The 16,504-nt window shown below is 45.0% G+C and carries 20 protein-coding genes; 13 read left to right on the forward strand and 7 right to left on the reverse strand.

The genetic code is table 11. From position 1 onward, the window contains the following. Positions 1–8: 8 nt before the first annotated feature. The 3 genes from QGN29_RS01590 to QGN29_RS01600 are packed head-to-tail and all read right to left on the reverse strand — an operon-like array spanning position 9 to position 2,842. Positions 9–191, reverse strand: a complete 183-nt coding sequence (locus tag QGN29_RS01590; protein ID WP_310798905.1) for a hypothetical protein — start codon at positions 189–191, stop codon at positions 9–11. After that, on the reverse strand, positions 188–766 hold the full coding sequence (locus QGN29_RS01595) for a GNAT family N-acetyltransferase (RefSeq protein ID WP_310798906.1): 579 nt from the start codon (positions 764–766) through the stop codon (positions 188–190). Before QGN29_RS01595 ends, QGN29_RS01590 begins: the two co-directional genes overlap by 4 nt. Beyond that, positions 767–2,842, reverse strand: a complete 2,076-nt coding sequence (locus QGN29_RS01600; RefSeq protein WP_310798907.1) for a S9 family peptidase — start codon at positions 2,840–2,842, stop codon at positions 767–769. Between the two features lie 107 nt (positions 2,843–2,949). Between QGN29_RS01600 and QGN29_RS01605 the strand changes: the two genes are divergently transcribed. Continuing rightward, positions 2,950–4,728 (forward strand): aminopeptidase P family protein, encoded by a 1,779-nt coding sequence (locus QGN29_RS01605; protein WP_310798908.1) that lies wholly within the window; start codon positions 2,950–2,952, stop codon positions 4,726–4,728. A 44-nt stretch (positions 4,729–4,772) separates the two neighbouring features. Here QGN29_RS01605 and QGN29_RS01610 read toward each other — a convergent pair whose 3' ends face one another. From QGN29_RS01610 to QGN29_RS01620, 3 genes are all read right to left on the reverse strand, one after another. Beyond that, positions 4,773–5,495 carry a hypothetical protein gene (locus QGN29_RS01610; RefSeq protein WP_310798909.1) on the reverse strand — a complete coding sequence of 241 codons (723 nt, stop codon included), beginning with the start codon at positions 5,493–5,495 and terminating at the stop codon, positions 4,773–4,775. After that, positions 5,492–5,908 (reverse strand): antitoxin Xre/MbcA/ParS toxin-binding domain-containing protein, encoded by a 417-nt coding sequence (locus tag QGN29_RS01615; RefSeq protein WP_310798910.1) that lies wholly within the window; start codon positions 5,906–5,908, stop codon positions 5,492–5,494. The genes QGN29_RS01610 and QGN29_RS01615 overlap by 4 nt, the downstream gene beginning before the upstream one ends. Positions 5,909–5,996: 88 nt before the next feature. Further along, positions 5,997–6,404 (reverse strand): OsmC family protein, encoded by a 408-nt coding sequence (locus tag QGN29_RS01620; protein WP_310798911.1) that lies wholly within the window; start codon positions 6,402–6,404, stop codon positions 5,997–5,999. Positions 6,405–6,494: 90 nt separating this feature from the next. On the opposite strand from QGN29_RS01620, the gene QGN29_RS01625 reads away from it, so the two are divergent. Further along, positions 6,495–6,914, forward strand: a complete 420-nt coding sequence (locus tag QGN29_RS01625; RefSeq protein ID WP_310798912.1) for a BLUF domain-containing protein — start codon at positions 6,495–6,497, stop codon at positions 6,912–6,914. Here the strand turns inward: QGN29_RS01625 and cls are convergent, their stop codons facing one another. After that, positions 6,915–8,375 carry a cardiolipin synthase gene (cls, locus tag QGN29_RS01630; RefSeq protein ID WP_310798913.1) on the reverse strand — a complete coding sequence of 487 codons (1,461 nt, stop codon included), beginning with the start codon at positions 8,373–8,375 and terminating at the stop codon, positions 6,915–6,917. It abuts the gene before it with no gap. A gap of 108 nt (positions 8,376–8,483) precedes the next feature. On the opposite strand from cls, the gene ccmA reads away from it, so the two are divergent. The 11 genes from ccmA (at position 8,484) to QGN29_RS01685 (ending at position 16,394) form a co-directional block, all read left to right on the forward strand. Next, a complete protein-coding gene (ccmA, locus tag QGN29_RS01635; protein WP_310798914.1) occupies positions 8,484–9,167 on the forward strand; it encodes a heme ABC exporter ATP-binding protein CcmA in 684 nt (227 codons plus the stop codon). After that, positions 9,164–9,847, forward strand: a complete 684-nt coding sequence (ccmB, locus tag QGN29_RS01640) for a heme exporter protein CcmB (protein ID WP_310798915.1) — start codon at positions 9,164–9,166, stop codon at positions 9,845–9,847. Before ccmA ends, ccmB begins: the two co-directional genes overlap by 4 nt. A gap of 15 nt (positions 9,848–9,862) precedes the next feature. Then, a complete protein-coding gene (locus QGN29_RS01645; protein ID WP_310798916.1) occupies positions 9,863–10,591 on the forward strand; it encodes a heme ABC transporter permease in 729 nt (242 codons plus the stop codon). 5 nt (positions 10,592–10,596) lie between these two features. Beyond that, positions 10,597–10,782: a hypothetical protein gene (locus tag QGN29_RS01650; RefSeq protein WP_310798917.1), complete on the forward strand. Its 186-nt coding sequence runs from the start codon at positions 10,597–10,599 to the stop codon at positions 10,780–10,782. Then, positions 10,779–11,249, forward strand: coding sequence for a cytochrome c maturation protein CcmE (locus tag QGN29_RS01655; RefSeq protein ID WP_310798918.1), 471 nt, complete (start codon positions 10,779–10,781; stop codon positions 11,247–11,249). Before QGN29_RS01650 ends, QGN29_RS01655 begins: the two co-directional genes overlap by 4 nt. Before the next feature lie 11 nt (positions 11,250–11,260). Further along, positions 11,261–13,261: a heme lyase CcmF/NrfE family subunit gene (locus tag QGN29_RS01660; RefSeq protein ID WP_310798919.1), complete on the forward strand. Its 2,001-nt coding sequence runs from the start codon at positions 11,261–11,263 to the stop codon at positions 13,259–13,261. After that, on the forward strand, positions 13,258–13,806 hold the full coding sequence (locus tag QGN29_RS01665; protein ID WP_310798920.1) for a DsbE family thiol:disulfide interchange protein: 549 nt from the start codon (positions 13,258–13,260) through the stop codon (positions 13,804–13,806). The genes QGN29_RS01660 and QGN29_RS01665 overlap by 4 nt, the downstream gene beginning before the upstream one ends. After that, a complete protein-coding gene (locus tag QGN29_RS01670; protein WP_310798921.1) occupies positions 13,803–14,288 on the forward strand; it encodes a cytochrome c-type biogenesis protein in 486 nt (161 codons plus the stop codon). The genes QGN29_RS01665 and QGN29_RS01670 overlap by 4 nt, the downstream gene beginning before the upstream one ends. After that, the gene (ccmI, locus tag QGN29_RS01675; RefSeq protein WP_310798922.1) at positions 14,285–15,397 is read left to right on the forward strand and encodes a c-type cytochrome biogenesis protein CcmI; all 1,113 of its coding nucleotides are present in this window, start codon (positions 14,285–14,287) and stop codon (positions 15,395–15,397) included. The genes QGN29_RS01670 and ccmI overlap by 4 nt, the downstream gene beginning before the upstream one ends. A 92-nt stretch (positions 15,398–15,489) precedes the next feature. Beyond that, on the forward strand, positions 15,490–15,834 hold the full coding sequence (locus QGN29_RS01680; RefSeq protein ID WP_310798923.1) for a hypothetical protein: 345 nt from the start codon (positions 15,490–15,492) through the stop codon (positions 15,832–15,834). A gap of 17 nt (positions 15,835–15,851) precedes the next feature. After that, complete coding sequence (locus QGN29_RS01685) at positions 15,852–16,394, forward strand: NUDIX hydrolase (protein ID WP_310798924.1); 543 nt, start codon at positions 15,852–15,854, stop codon at positions 16,392–16,394. Positions 16,395–16,504 lie beyond the last annotated feature (110 nt).

Here is a 16,504-nt window from a genome sequence, read left to right on the forward strand (position 1 = left end):
TATGGCATCTAACCGTCGTCGACCCCTTTAACATTTTCTCTGACTTTCTGAACACATGCGTCAGGCATCTTGCCAGATTCGACCATGGCCTGCGTAGCCTCTTTCCCTTTTTCCTCATAAAAACCGGCACAGGTTGGATACCCGTCAGGCACCTGTTGGCCACACCAGTCACAGGCTGTCGCTTTTTTCATCGAGTAGTCTCCTCTTTCCAATTTAGCCACCAAACATCGACGCTTTTTCCGTTCGGCACATCCATCGAGCTTGACCTCGTCACTTCAAGCCCCACTTTTTCTAACACGCGGCGACTGGCTCCATTACCTGCCATGACATGGGCAGAAATGTCTATAAGAGGAAAATCCATTGCCTCCGCACAAGCCTGACAGACTGCACTCGCTGCTTCTGTTGCATAGCCCTTCCCCCAATAGGGGGGCATGAGCCAATACCCTACTTCCATGGTGTCACCCTCAGGCATCGGCCTCATAATTACTAAGCCTATCATGGTCTGGTCTTCTTCTTTTGGAAAAATGGAATAGAAGAATTTAAAGTCCTGATTAGTGTTTTTCTTCTGAGCCTCAGTTCGACATTCAGCTAATGTTTTCACAGGGGGCATGCCAATAAATTGCATCACTTGAGGATCCATTCGCATTTTCACAAAGGCATCCATATCGCGCTCAAAAAGCATCTTCCTTAAAATCAAACGGTCAGTTCTTATGGCTAACGGCTTTAAGGACATTGCCTCTCTGCTATATGTATCATGTGCTGCCATTTACACTCTCCCAAAGGACATCAGCAGAAATGTATATTCTTCGGCTACTTCCTTAAGGCGTTCGAACCGTCCAGATTTTCCTGCATGGCCCGCCCCCATGTTCATTTTCATCATCACTAAATTCTTATCCGTTTTCATCGCTCGCATTTTAGCTGTCCACTTTGCAGGCTCCCAGTATGTCACTCGCGGGTCATTGAGCCCCCCTGTCACCAATTGAGGGGGATAGTCTTTGGCCCCGATATTTGAATAAGGACAGTAAGAGGCAATGGTCTCATAATCTTCTGCGCTTTTGATAGGGTTGCCCCACTCTGGCCATTCAATTGGCGTCAAAGGAAGACTATCATCAAGCATGGTGTTCAAAACATCCACAAAAGGAACATGCAGTACTGCTGCTTTAAACAAGTCAGGTGCCTGGTTTAAGACAGCGCCCATCAATTCGCCGCCCGCAGATCCACCGGAGATAGAGATTGAGCCCTTTGTTGTAAGCCCCCTGTCTATCAGAGACTGAGCACAGTCTACGAAATCATTAAAACTATTTGTGCGGGACTTTAATTTTCCAGCCGTATACCAATCATATCCCATTTCATCCCCCCCGCGAATATGGGCAATGGCATAAGCAAAACCGCGATCCAACAACGAGAGTCGTGCACTTGAAAAACTAGGGCTCATCCCAAGACCATAAGCTCCATAACCGTAGAGGTGAACAGGCGCGTCAGCCCCCTTTTTCCAGTCTTTTCTGTGAACAATGGAGATAGGGATATGTTCACCGTCCCTTGCTTCAATTAACACGCGCGATGTGGTATAATCATCTTTTGAATACCCGCTGGGGATTGCTTGTTCTTTCATCAAGGTTAGAGATTGCTGAGTCACGTGGTAGTCATATACACTCAGAGGTGAAATCATGCTTGTATAAGCAACCCTAATGACCTCAGTCTCATACCTATAATTTGATCCTAAGCTACATTCACAAACATCCTCTGGAAATTGCACTGCATGCTCTTCTCCGCCTCTTAGAATAATCGTTATTTTATCAAGGCCATTTAGCCGTTCTTGTACGACAATGAACTCTTTAAAGAGCTGATGCCCTCTAATATATCGAGTCTTATCGCCCGAGAGAAACAATGTCCACTCCGTCGGCGTCGAGGTTTCTTCTGCAGAACATAGATACAAGTCAAAATTACTTTGCCGTCGATTGCTTCTAATGACAAATTGATTGTCCCACCCATGATCCACCGTATAATCGTGTCCGGCAGATCGCGGTGCAAGGCAAATAGGATCCGCTAGAGGAGTCGCAAGTGGAACCATGTGATTCTCTGCCGTGACATGGTCTGCACTTCTTATCTCAAGCCATTGTTTGCTGCTGGTACTTGATATGTGGACGAAGAAACTGGTCTCTTTTTCTTCGTATATAACAGAGTCCTCTGCCTTTCCAAGGGCGTGATATTGAACCAAATAAGGGCGCCATTCCTGGCTAACAATCACATAGCAGAACCCTAGGCTATCAGATGACCAGACCACTTCTCCAGAGGTGTTTTCAATTGCGTCAGAAAGAGTCTCTCCGGTCATCAAGTCTTTAACGTTGATGGTAAACCGTTCACTGCCATTTGTGTCAGTAGACCATGCTAGATAGCGACCGTCAGGACTGACGGCTAGATCATGCAGTTTAAAAAAGTCTAATCCTTCGGCTTCTTTAACTTCATCAAAGTAAAGATCCCATGAGGCTTGTGTCCCAGACTTTCTTCTATACCAACTTCTATATTGAGCCCCCTTTTCGAAGACCCAACGATATTCATAAGCGCCGTCAACGAAGGGGACACCTTCATCATCCTCTTTGATCCGACCTTTAAGCTCTGAAAAAATTTCATCTGTTATCGCCTTATGGTCTCCCATAATATTTTCAAAATAGCTATTTTCCTGCTTCAAATATGAAAGGACAGACTCGTCCGTCACTTCAGGATAGCCTTGATCTTTCAACCAGAAATAATCATCTTTCAAAATCTTTCCATGGAACGACCGCTCAGTCGGCTGAATAGAGGCTCGCGGCGGATTGCTCGTTGTTGGAGCTGTTAGGCGCATTTTTATCTCTCACATTTCTTATTTTATTTGCAGACAAGACTTGCATTAGACGACTGAAACTGTCAAAGACTTTGAAAAGAAATATGAATGATTGAGGGATATTCAATATGTCTGTAGCTACTAATTTAGAGGCCCTACGCGGCGAACTCAAAGCCCAAGGCTTAAGCGCTTTTTTAATTCCAATCACGGATGAACATATGAGTGAATATGTGGGTGACTATGCCCAACGCATCACCTGGGCAACTGGCTTTGCCGGCTCTGCTGGCAATGCAGCAATCGGGCTTGATGCTGCCGCTGTGTTCATTGATGGTCGGTATACAATTCAAGTAAAACAAGAAGTAGACGGCACTTTGTTTGGTCGCCACCATTTTCAAGAATATCCAATGCTCAAGTGGCTTCAAGACCATGTGACGTCTGGTGAAAAAGTTGGATACGATCCTGAACTTGCAACAATTGAATTTGTCGAAAGCCTTCAGCTCGCCCTTGATAAAGTTGGGGCGGTTGCTGTAGCCGTTGATCAAAATCCTGTTGATATAGTCTGGGAGAGCCAGCCTGCTGAACCTCTTTCTCCTGTTGTAATGCACGACGCAAAATATGCGGGTAAAACAGCCGCAGAAAAGCGGACTGATATCGCAGCAGAACTTGAGAAAAAAGGTGCTGATAGTGCTGTCATCACGATGCTCGACAGCGTAGCTTGGGCGTTCAATATTCGGGGTAAAGATGTATTGAACACCCCTGTTGTCCATGCTTTTGCTTTGATGCATAAAGATGAAACTGCTGATCTGTTTGTAGAGCAAAGTAAAGTATCAGACGATGTTCGCACCGCCCTTGGCAATGCCGTTCGCATTAGACCGCGCGAAGAATTCTATTCTGCGCTTCAGGATTTGGGCCGTCAGAACAGCACAGTCCTCGTCGATGCAACCACGAATAACAGCAAGGTTTTCAAAAGCCTTGAAAAGGCTGGTGCCACTCTCGTTAAGGGACAAGACCCTTGCATTCTGCCAAAAGCAGTGAAAAACCCTGTTGAACAACAAGGGACACGAGATGCGCATATTCGCGATGGTGCAGCAATTTCAAAGATGCTTCACTGGCTTTCTATCGAGGCTCCTAAAGGGGAAATTGATGAATTGGATTGTGTGGATAAACTCTGGTCTTTTAGAAAAGAACTTTCCATGATCAATGACCGTAGTTTTGATACCATTTCAGGCGCAGGGCCTAACGGGGCGTTATGCCACTACCGCGTATCTGAAGAGACAAATAGAAAACTTGATCAGAATAGCCTGTATCTATTTGACAGCGGCGGACAGTTTAACGACGGAACAACAGACATCACACGTACGATAGCCGTTGGAACCCCCACTGCTGAAATGATTGAAAATTACACCAGAGTCCTCAAGGGCCACATTCAGCTGACTTTGATGAAATTCCCCCAAGGCACATCAGGGGCTGCTCTAGATACCATTGCCCGCAAACCATTATGGGATGTTGGTTTAGACTATGACCACGGGACTGGTCACGGCGTTGGAAGTTATCTGGCTGTGCATGAAGGTCCCCAACGTATTGCAAAAGGGAATAATGAAATTCCTCTTCAAGCTGGAATGATTTTATCAAACGAACCCGGCTATTATAAAGCAGAAGAATATGGAATTCGTATTGAAAACCTTGTTCTTGTTAAAGAATTGGAAGGGACTTATGAACGTCCAATGCTTGGCTTTGAAAATCTCACTTGGGCACCGCTTGACCCGACACTTATAGACCGTGCTCTTCTAACTGAGGAAGAAAAGCAATGGGTAAATGACTATCATGCCACGGTTCTTGAAATGATCTCCCCTCAAATTGACGGCGAGGCAGCAGACTGGCTTAAGAAGGTTTGCGCACCTATCTAAAAAAAGAGTGACGGAAAATGAGGGCCAATAGGTCCTCATTATTTTTATAGGTCTTTCCAGTAGAGATCTCGGTAATCAAAGAGGGTGACAAACCGTGTGCCATCCCATTTCATCGCGACAGCACGTTCCGCCTGTACAGAATGAAGAACAGTAGGATTAAAGATCACAGCATCATTTTGCTGTCCTTGACCAAAGATAAAACCTGAACTGTTTGCCAACAGCAAATTCCGCGCTGTTGCTTGCCCGCCTTGCCATTCCTCTGCCTGATATAGCGCTCCAAAAGAGTCAATATCGGTCAAATCATGTAAGTCCGCTTTGATGGTCATTCGGTCAATAATGAATTGCATCGTCGTGGGTCCTATCGAAGCATCTTTCAAAAAGCCACCATAGACTGATTGCGCATGAGATAATGCATGCTGTAGAGTTCTTGAAACCACAAAGCCTGGATGTTGGCCGTCATTAAAAAGCCACTCAACAGGCTGGTAGAAAATAGCGGAATAGAGCGAGGATTTATCAACGTCAGGTCCAACACAAACATGCCCAACCTCTTGATCGACGACCCGACGACGCATATCGGTCAAATCTGCAAGTTTATTTAACGCGTCAAAAGCTTCGGTCGTATCAGCAAGGCGCTGAAGGCTGTCTCTTGATGGTAACCTAACCGCACGAAGGCGCATGGCGGTAGGCCAATGGAAACTTCCCATTGGGATGGCCCGTGGATCCACCCCGTTCGCATCAAATGTTCGATTATCAATCAGAGACGTCATGCGGATTGTACCATACCATCTAGATAGCCACGGATAATGGCAATATCCGCCAAGTCACCTGCAAGGAGCCTATCAAGAGGTGTTTGACCGCCCAATTGAGCATTTGCACTCATCACCCACTCTTTGGACTTTTCTGCATCAGGAAAAAGCATCCCCAAAGCACGGTGAATAGCCATAATATGAGACAGGCGAGACAAGGTGTCGTGGGGTACACCAGCAATTTTCTCCGCCTTCCAATTATAGAAAGTGCTGCGCGAGGGGTGTCCCAGAATTGTCATTTGTTCTGAAACACTCAAATTCCATTCTTCAGCCAGCTTGAAAAAGGCTAGTAATGCAAAAGGAGCAAGCTGCTTATTTTGGGCTTTTTCTTCTCTAATTTTCCGAAGACGCTCTTCACCGCTTAACCGTTGCATCCATCTCTCCTTGCACAAGAATCACAAGAAGAGTAGCGCGTCCATATTTGGACATCAAGGGGGAAGCGAAGAAAACTTTTGCTATTCCTCAGAGATCAGCCTCAAGAATTTCGTAACTCGTTGTAATCTCTGCAAGTGCAGCCACCTGAGCGGAAGCGGAACAATATTTCTCCATTGCTAAGTCAATAGCCCGTTTCACATGTTGCTCTTTAACTTGAACGCCTTTAACGAAAAACTTCATCTCAACTCGTGTATAATATTGAGGCATCTCTTCACGGCGCTCACCGTCAAGTTCAACCCAGCAATCAACAACTTTTTGGCGTGCTTTCTCAAGAATCATCACTAAATCAATGCAAGCGCAGGTTCCCACTGACAACAACATTGTTTCCATCGGTGACATTGCTTTTGCCTTATCACCATCAAGAACAATACTATGGCCAGATTCTGACTGTCCTACAAACTCTAATCCACCCGCCCATTTTACGACATGTGCCATGATTTTTCCTCTTATACCTTGTTAAATTCTACGAAAGATATATAGATTTTAAGGCAGAGGTAAAGAAAAACAGTTTTAATGGGGAATCCGATGTATTCAATTTTATACTTGAGTACGAAGCACGCCGATGTCACTACACAAGACATCCGGAATATTTATACTCAGTCCATACGCAATAATTCTGGGCAAGATTTAACTGGTATGCTCGCTTTTAGTAAAGATATTTTCCTGCAAGTTCTTGAAGGTGACAAGGATGATATTTTAGCAACATTCGCTAAAATTAAGAAGGACTGGCGCCACGAAAACATTGTTGTTCTATCAGAGGGTAGCATTGAAAAAAGAACTTTCGCTAAATGGGCCATGGCTTATAAAACACTGTCCGATGAAGAAACCAAAGATTTTGGGTTTCTTCTAAAATGGGAGTGGTCAAAAGCCAATATTAAATCACTTAAGCAGCAGAATGATGTAGCCGAACTTTTCATTACAATGCACAAGGCCTTGCTGGACTAATTACAGATAGGGGCTAAGAAGCCAGAGAAGCCGACCTGTAACACGATTCCAAAGAGGTCGTTTCTCATGTTCTTCTGACCTGAGAAGGGTTGCTTCAGAAAATTTATGATGGATATGCTCCGATAGGCCTTTAATGGCCTGAGAGCCATATAATTCCATATTAAATTCGAAATTCAACCGCAGGGACCGGGCATCCCAATTGCTTGAACCGACCAAACCATAATGGTCATCAATCACGAGAAGTTTGCTATGATCGAATGTCGGTTCTGATTGATAAACTTTTACATCCGCTCGAAGTAATCTTGAAAACCCTGAACTTGTAGCTAGCGAAAACAAGGGAATATTTGATTTCTTTGGGACTAGAATTTGTACATCAACGCCTCTCAATGCCGCTTGTTGAAGTGCATGAATTAGGCTGACATCGGGTATAAAATAAGGGGTCACGATACGCACTGACTGTCGCGCTGCATACAGGGCACTCTCTAAAATATTGAGAGTAACTGGTCGCTCTTCATCAGGACCATCGCTAAAACCTCGAAGAATGTGCCCCTCCTTTTGCTGCTTTTGTTGCTCCCTATACCAAGGTCTCCCTTCAAGTTCTTCCCCGGTTACAAAAGACCAGTCATCTGAGAAAACATCCATCATTTGATCAACAATAGGCCCTTGAAAAGAAAAATGCGTATCTTTTACTAGGGGTAGCCCATTCTTTTTTGGCAAATAATGGCGATGAATATTCACGCCGCCTGCAAAGCCTTTCTGACCATCCACCACGAGAATTTTACGGTGTGTTCTCAAATTAAAAAAGGCCAAGCGCCAAGTCAGGGATGGCGGATTAAAAGAGGCGACTGGAATTTTATGGCGCCTCAATAACCCCAGGACAGGCCGAAACCCATACCAATTACCTACAGCGTCTACCAGCACTCTAATCGCAACCCCTCTCTCTTGTGCCTTTACAAGAGCGGAAACAAAGCGTCGCCCCGCTTGATCCACTTGGAAGATATAAGACGTTAGAGCTACCGAATGTTCTGCTTCATTAATTGCTAACAGCATGGCATCCAATGCCTGTTTTCCGCCGGGAATAACCTCTACAGAATTGCCTGCCGTTAGAGAATTCCTTGAGAGGCGTGCTGATAACCTAGCATGAGCTCGCCATCGTCGTGGCGCATCTTCCCAGGCATCAACCAAGCCTTTTTTCTTTGGATCATCCCCAATGATTTCTTTGGGGGACAATCCTTGGCGCTGACGAACTGCCCTCGCTCGCCTTCGAATGCGATTAATTCCGAGCAACATATAAAGGACGACGCCCAGCACAGGGACAAACCAGACAAAGCTCATCCAGGCAATTGCACTACCAACGTCTTCTCTTGAGCGCAGAATATGGATACTCGCTAAGATCGGAAGCGATAGAGCAAACGCAAGAACCATTATCCAGTCAATAATTTCAATGAGCCCTGCAATCATTTATTCTTTGCCCCTTGTTTCAGTTGATTAAAGTCATTTTCAATCACTAAAATATGGATTTATAAGCCAAACATCTATAAGAAAGAAGAAATAACCCAAAGGATAAGAATGAGCAAGCCAGCAGATTGTTTCGTGGACATGAAGGATGTTACTGTCTATCGCAGTGGCCGTATTCTTCTATCGGAATTATCACTCACGCTAAAACAAGGGCAGATGATTGTTTTAAAAGGAGCAAATGGCTGCGGGAAGTCCAGTCTCCTTCGATCCATGATGGGTTATCTCCCGTTCAAAACGGGCTACCTTTTGATCAATCAAGAAGACTGTACAGACGACCGTGAACTCTTTCATGATGAGGCTGTCTATCTTGGCCATCATAATGGATTAAAACCAAGCCTAACGCTGCGGGAAAATTTACACCTCATCTATGCCATGACAAAAGGAGAAGCGCTTTCCGATGCGTGCCTTCATCATGCGACTGATCAATTTACAATGACAGCGCTCTTAGATGACCCAGTGAAATATTTCTCAAGCGGTCAATTACGGCGTGCAGCTCTCTGCCGTTTTCCCCTCTTAGAAAAACCACTTTGGTTAATGGATGAGCCCACCGTTGGTCTAGACATGGATAATAAAAACTCCTTGGCGGCCTTGATGAAAAACCATCTCGAGAGTCAAGGCAGTATACTTTTAGCGACCCATGAAGATGTTGATGTTGAGGGTCAAATCATAGACCTCCATCAGTTCAAAGCAAATCTTCACGCAGGAGATAAAAGTTTGGAGGACTGGATCTCATGACCTCCCCTTCTCTGAGCTATATATTTTCTATGATTTTTAAAAGAGACACGAAGCTGGCATGGTCTCAAGGCGGCAGTGGTACTTTAGGGTTAAGTTTCTTTTTGATTGCAAGCAGTCTCTTTCCTTTTGGAATTGGTGCGGATCCTAACCTCTTACAGGATGTCTCCGTCTCCATTATTTGGATTATGGCTCTGCTTGCAGGATTGCTCTCGCTTGACAGATTATATCAGGTTGATTTTGAAGATGGCACACTAGAAGAGATGATGATAAGCCCCATAGGAGTCACGGGTGTGATCATTGCTAAGTCTCTCGCCCACTGGGTCAATAGCATTGTTCCTCTCATTCTTTTTGCCCCGCTACTAGGTGTTTTATATTTTTTACCTGACCAAGCTTTTGGTGCTCTTATTCTGAGCTTACTAGTCGGCTCTCCTGCTCTAAGCTTCATTGGATCGATCGGAGCCTCTCTCACTCTCGCAGTAAAACGAGGAGGCGTACTTCTGGCCCTCATCATTTTACCGCTCTATATCCCCACCTTGATATTTGGAGCCTCTGTTGTAAAAAATGCCATTTCAGGCCTTGACTATTACCCTGAGCTTTCAATATTAGGAGCAGTCACATTAGTGTCTATGGTGATTGCACCCATTGCATCAAAAGCCGCACTGAAATTGGCGCTGGAATAAAGGCAGGTAAACAGAATGCATAAATATGCGAACCCCGCACAGTTCAATCGCTTAGCAGATCGACTTTTACCCTGGATAAAAGGGCTGTTGATCCTAACCTTAAGCTATGGACTTTATAGTAGTATTTTTATTGCTCCTGAAGATTATCAACAAAGTGCCACTTCTCGAATTATGTTTATTCATGTACCAAGCGCGTGGATGAGTATGCTTGTTTATATGGTAATGGCGACAGCAAGTTTCACCGCACTGGTTTGGAAACATCCTTTAGCCTATCTGGGGGCTAAATCTGCGGCCCCTATTGGTGCACTGTTTACAGCGGCAGCCCTCCTTACCGGCGCCTTATGGGGGAAACCCACATGGGGCACATATTGGATGTGGGATGGTCGCATGACCAGTGTCCTCGTCTTGTTTTTTCTTTATTTGGGCTATATGGCAATCTGGTCAACTATGGACGATGAAGAAAAAGCAGGTAAGGCCAGCAGCATCTTGGCACTGGTCGGCGTCATCAACATTCCAATCATTAAATTCTCGGTCGATTGGTGGAACGGGCTCCATCAAGGCGCTAGTATCATGAAAGCAAAAGGTCCGAGCATGCCATCTGAAATGTGGGTGACGTTATTTATCATGTTCTTTGCTTTTCAATTCTATTTCGCCTTAATGTTTTTATGGCGCATGAAGACAGAAATTAATGCTAAAAAAATTGCAGCCTATAGACAGGCTAGAATCGCGGAAGAAAGCAGGTAGCTCCTATGAATGAACCCTCAGGAATTGTTGATAATGCAGCTGCCATGCCCTACATATATGGGGCCTACGCAGTGGTTGCTTTTTTACTCATTGGCATGGGCGTGTATATCTATAGTCGATTTAAGCGCAGTGAGAAAGAAGCAGACAGCCTCAATCCTAGGAACCGAAAGAAGGATGCAAGCAAGTCATGAGCCGGATGGTCCATAAAAAACGTCGTCGATTAATATTTGGGCTCCTCTCAGTGACGGCTCTTATTCTCGCTGGCTTTATGCTTTTAGTGAGCGTTGATGCTGATCTTTATGTTCAGCCTAGTGATATTAAAAATAAAAATATACAAATTGGCGAAGACTTCCGATTAGGCGGCATGGTAGAAGCCGGCAGCCACAGCAAAGCAGCTGATGGTCTCACTCACCTCTTTCGTGTTACAGATTGTGCGGAAAATATTTCTGTCAGCTTCAAGGGTATGATGCCAAGTCTTTTTCGCGAGGGCCAAGGCGTAATAGCTGAAGGTAAGCTCGACGAGAATAAAGTCTTCATCGCCAGTCGCGTTCTCGCCAAGCACGATGAAAATTACGAAGCAAAAGGAACAAAGCCCAAAGGGGATGCGTTTAAAGATGGTACCTGCAAACACCCATCTGACACAGCATATTCATACTAAAGGGGGTTATTTTGATCGCAGAAATTGGACATTTTTCTTTAATCCTTGCCTTAGTGCTTTCTTTCATTGGTGCTATTGCACCGCATGTGGGCATTTCCAGACAACATCTTGATATGATGGCACTCGCTCCGAATACGGCGATCTCAGCTTTTCTGCTATCACTGGTTTCTTTTGCTTGCTTGACATATGCCTATATCACCTCTGATTTTTCTGTCATTAACGTGGCAACAAATAGCCACCTTGATAAACCTCTCATGTATAAAATAAGCGGTGTTTGGGGCAATCATGAAGGCAGCCTTCTTTTACAGATTGTCATAATGACAGCTTATAATGCAGCTGTTGCCGTCTTTGGTACTAAGCTGCCTGCTTCTTTTAGAGCCAGAGTGATTGCAGTTCAGCATCTAGTCACCCTTGGTTTCCTACTTTTTGTTATATTTACCAGCAATCCATTTCTAAGATTAGACCCGGCACCGCTGAATGGTAACGGGCTCAACCCGCTGTTGCAGGATCCGGGATTAATCATTCACCCTCCTATGCTGTATCTAGGATATATTGGCCTCTCTATTCCCTTCTCCTTTGCTATTGCGGCGCTGATTGATGGCCATGTAACCCCCTTGTGGGCACGGTGGGTGAGACCTTGGGCCTTGTGGGCATGGATATTTCTGACAGCTGGCATCACTCTTGGAAGTTGGTGGGCCTATTATGAACTGGGCTGGGGTGGCTGGTGGTTTTGGGACCCTACAGAGAATGCGAGTTTCATGCCCTGGCTTGCGGCGGCTGCTCTGCTTCATTCCGCCATCGTCGTAGAGAAACGTGGCGCTTTGAAGAATTGGACGGTCCTATTGGCTATCATCGCTTTCAGTTTTAGTTTGTTGGGGATGTTTATCGTTAGGTCTGGTATTGTTGTAAGTGTTCATTCTTTTGCTTCCGATCCAGAGCGCGGTGTCTTCATTCTCGGGTTCCTCGCTGTCATCATCGGCTCCACATTAACCCTATATGCATGGCGGGCACCAAGTTTAAAAGGCGGCGGATTATTCACAATGCTGAGCCGGGAAAGTGCTTTGGTCCTCAACAATATATTACTGTCAATCTATGCGGCAGTAGTGTTAATTGGCACGCTCTATCCCATGATTCTCGAAGCCTGGAATGGGAGCCAAATTTCGGTAGGCCCGCCTTTCTTTGACTTTGCGACTGCTGTCATTATGGCTCCCTTAATCTTAGCCTTAGGTGCAGGTCCAATGCTGGCTTGGAAACGCGGAAAAATAGACCGATTAAAAGCGCTGTTAATCCCGGCTTTTATTTTTGCAACCTTGCTCAGTCTTGCGATCACTTGGCATTTTGTAGGGAACGGTCTTATGACAGTTCTTGGCCTGTCCCTTGCTGTCTATTTAATTGTGAGTAGTCTGGGTGAAATGACAGACCGCATCAAACTGTTCAGCGCTCCTTCTAAAGCCCTCAAACGCCTTTGGTCTCTTCCGAGAGCAACAAAGGGGATGACCTTAGCTCATACTGGCCTTGGTATTATGGTTCTATCAATGACAGTCTCTGAGGCTTGGCAGCAAGAAAAACTCTTGGTGATGCAAGCAGGGGACACGACCACTCTTAGTGGCTATGAATTTAAACTAACAGCGGTCCAAGCCATTGCAGGTCCAAATTATACTGCTATCCAAGGACAATTTGATGTCACAAAAGACGGCAGCAAAATCGCAGAGCTGAAACCAGAAGATCGCCTCTACACCAGCCCCTTTATGAATACGACTGAGGCCGCCATTCACTCTCTTGTGAGCGGTGACCTTTATGCGGTTATTGGAGAAAGTTCAGGATTTGATGAAACAAAGGGTCGTTCTAAATTTGCCATGCGACTATACTTTAAGCCATTCATCTCGGGCATTTGGTTTGGCGCCTTCCTTATGGTCGTTGGAGGTTTCTTTAGCTTATTCGACCGTCGTCTCAGGCTCGGCACTACGGAAAGCATGCCCAACCAACAGAAAGCGCAAGGAGGACAATCATGAGAGATCAAATGACACGTTTCTTACCACTTTTTCTCTTTGCAGCCATGGCGCTTTTATTTGCAGTCATGCTTACGGATGAAGAGAGAAATCCTAAGCAAATTAAAAGCGCCTTAATTGGAAAAGCCGCTCCTTCTGTAAGCCTCAAGCCCTTATATGAGGGACAAAAAGGCATTGACACTGAAGACTTTCAAATCAGCAAGCCCATTGTCGTTAACTTTTTTGCCAGTTGGTGTATCCCCTGTCGTGCTGAGCATGACAATCTGATGAAACTTGCCGCAATGAACAAAATCACACTCTATGGTATTGCCCATAAAGACAAGCCGCAAGATTCGAGAAAATTTTTAGACCAACTTGGTAACCCCTATGATCGTATTGGCGTTGACTTAGATGGATTTCAGGCCAGTATAGATTTTGGTATTTCAGGTGTGCCCGAGACTTTTATTATTAACGGCAAGGGAATAATCACATATCGTCACTGGGGACCTATCATTGGCGATCAACTGACCACAGAGGTTCTTCCTGCGATTGAGGAGGCTTTCAAATGATACGCCTTTTATTTCTTGTCCTATTCATTCTGACCGCCCCTGTTTTTGCTCAGGCCTCAAATCCTGAAGCTCTACCTGATCCTGTTCAAGAGCAATTAGCCCGGGAGATCATGAAAGAAATCCGCTGCCTTCAATGCCAAAACCAAAGCATTGTGGACAGTAACGCTGATCTTGCGAAGGATTTAAGAAAGCTCATCCGAATAAAAGTCTCTGAAGGTCTGGATCGGCAGGCTATTAAAGACTATTTGGTCGCACGATATGGGGACTGGATTCTTCTCAAACCGCCGGTTAAATCATCCACATATTTATTATGGGGCTCTCCCCTTATCTTGTTACTCGGTATGAGCTTCTTTCTCATCAGAAGACGTATCACGCCCTCTCGCCCTGAAGACCATCCTCTGACAGAGGCTGAAGAGTTAAGGCTTCAATCCCTGCTAGAAGATACGGAAAGGCAACTTGCCGAAGAGGAGACTAAATCATGACTCTGTGGATTGTCCTGGCTGTATTGATGGTTTTCTGTCTCTTGCTTTTGATTAGACGAGCGCCTTCTTCTGATACCATTAATCTGAAACAAGTTGCACGGATGCATTATGACGAACAATTATCCTTGCTCGAGCATGACCTTCAAAATGGTAAAATTGATAAAGACTCGTACAGGATCAATAAAGCTGAAATCACCAGAACCTTCATGAGAGAGGCGGACGCTTCCTCAGAAAATGCAGAATCCAATGCCCTTTCGACGTTCCTTCTCATTTCACTGGTGGTCTTCACAACCGGACTATCGCTCATCATCTATATGAATAAGGGCCGCCCAGATCTTGAAAGTGTCAGTCACGCCAGTGCTACATCGATGCTTGAGCAAAAGATTGGTAAGAGTGAAACTACCCTCGGCGAGGCCCTTGAGCGTTTAGAAGCGGATTTACGAAGAAAACCAGACGATCCTTATCTTTTGGGACTTTATGCCAACACCCAATTTCAACTGAAAAACTATCATATAGCTTTGAATGGTTTCAGTAAACTTGAGGACCTCCAACCCGAAGATAGACGGTGGCCAATATCCAAGGTCGAGGCGCTCATGGCCATCGCAGAAGGACAAGTAACACCAGCGTCGCTTATGATCATTGATCAAATTCTCTTCAAGGACCCTAAGAATCCTTCTGCCCACTATATTAAAGGCCTTTTCCATCAACAACGCGGTGAGAATGATAAAGCGCTGGCAATATGGGAAGCTTTTACGAGCCAGTCTGCACCCGACGCCCCGTGGATGAAAACACTCATGCCACAAATTAGAGCGCTCAAATACCCAATGCCTACAATTGATCCACAAACAATTCAACAGATCACATCCCTTCCGGAGTCAGAACAACTGGCTTTCTTTAAGGCTATGGCAGATCGATTAGAAACACGCCTTCATGATATACCTGATTTTCCAGAAGCCTATATGCGCTTGGCACGTACACGCTTGATGACAGGGAATAAACAAGCTGCAATAAAGGCGCTTCAGCTTGGCATAAAAGGAAGTTCTGATCCTGCCCAAGCAACACCGTTAAGGCAAATGCTTGACAATTTGAGAGAATCAGACGAAAATTAGCTCATGATCATTGGGACCTCAAAACGCGGTCTTATCTTGCCAGAATAGCGTAATCTATAGAGTACACCCTGTAAGGTGTTGGTGAAAACTGCATGGTTATGAATATCAAGCCAGACCCAAACACACTAAATATCTTATCTCAGCAACAGTCTAATACTGTGTCTACAAAGACTGTTGATCTGAATAGAAAACCTATCGAGGAAAACCGAGACCGGCCGAATACGCCTCAAGGACAGCTCATCAAGCGTAAGTCTGCCAGCGATAGTCGTGTTTCTGGCGGCCTTTCTTCGCCCGAAGAATTAGAAGCTGCAAAGAAAAAGGCCATCGAATTTTCTAGTACAAACAGAGAAGCTCCTTTTGGTCGCCTGTCTTCAAGCGTTGATGCTAATGGCAACAGAGACATTCCTCTCGGTCAAATTATTGACATCCGCGTATAAGACGATAGGTTTGTGGTATGACCATTATACAACCACAGCTCAACGATACCTTTTCAAAAAAAGTTCCTAAAGGGGATGATCATGAACGCTTAGTTTGTGATACGTGTGATTTTATCCATTACGAAAACCCAAAACTCATTGTGGGGTGTGTGGCAACCTATCAAGATAAAATTCTCCTGTGCAAGCGCGCAATCCAGCCTCAAAAGGGGCTATGGACACTGCCTGCAGGATTCATGGAACTTGGTGAAAATCCAGAAGAAGGCGCTGCGAGAGAAGCTTGGGAAGAGGCTCAAGCTAAAGTCACTATCAAAGATCTTCTTGCTGTATACACAGTGAAGCGTATCTCTCAAGTCCACCTCTTTTATAGGGCTGAGCTTTCGGAACCGGTATTTTCTGCTGGGATAGAAAGCATGGATGTCCAGCTCTTCAGATGGACCGAAATTCCATGGAAATTTCTTGCATTTCCAAGTGTAACCTGGGCCTTAAAAGATTACGAAAAAGTCATGGGATCCAAACATTTTGCCCCCTTCAGCAATCCTGAACCTTACAAAGATATATAACAGTTTCGTGATCTCTAAAAATATAATAATCCAATTTCTCCCCTATTGTGTAGCAAGATATACCAAGTTCTGAACTCTCAGATACTTGGCTTCTGGTAGAGCCGCTATGG

It is taken from the genome of Temperatibacter marinus, from assembly GCF_031598375.1.
GTDB lineage: Bacteria > Pseudomonadota > Alphaproteobacteria > Sphingomonadales > Kordiimonadaceae > Temperatibacter > Temperatibacter marinus.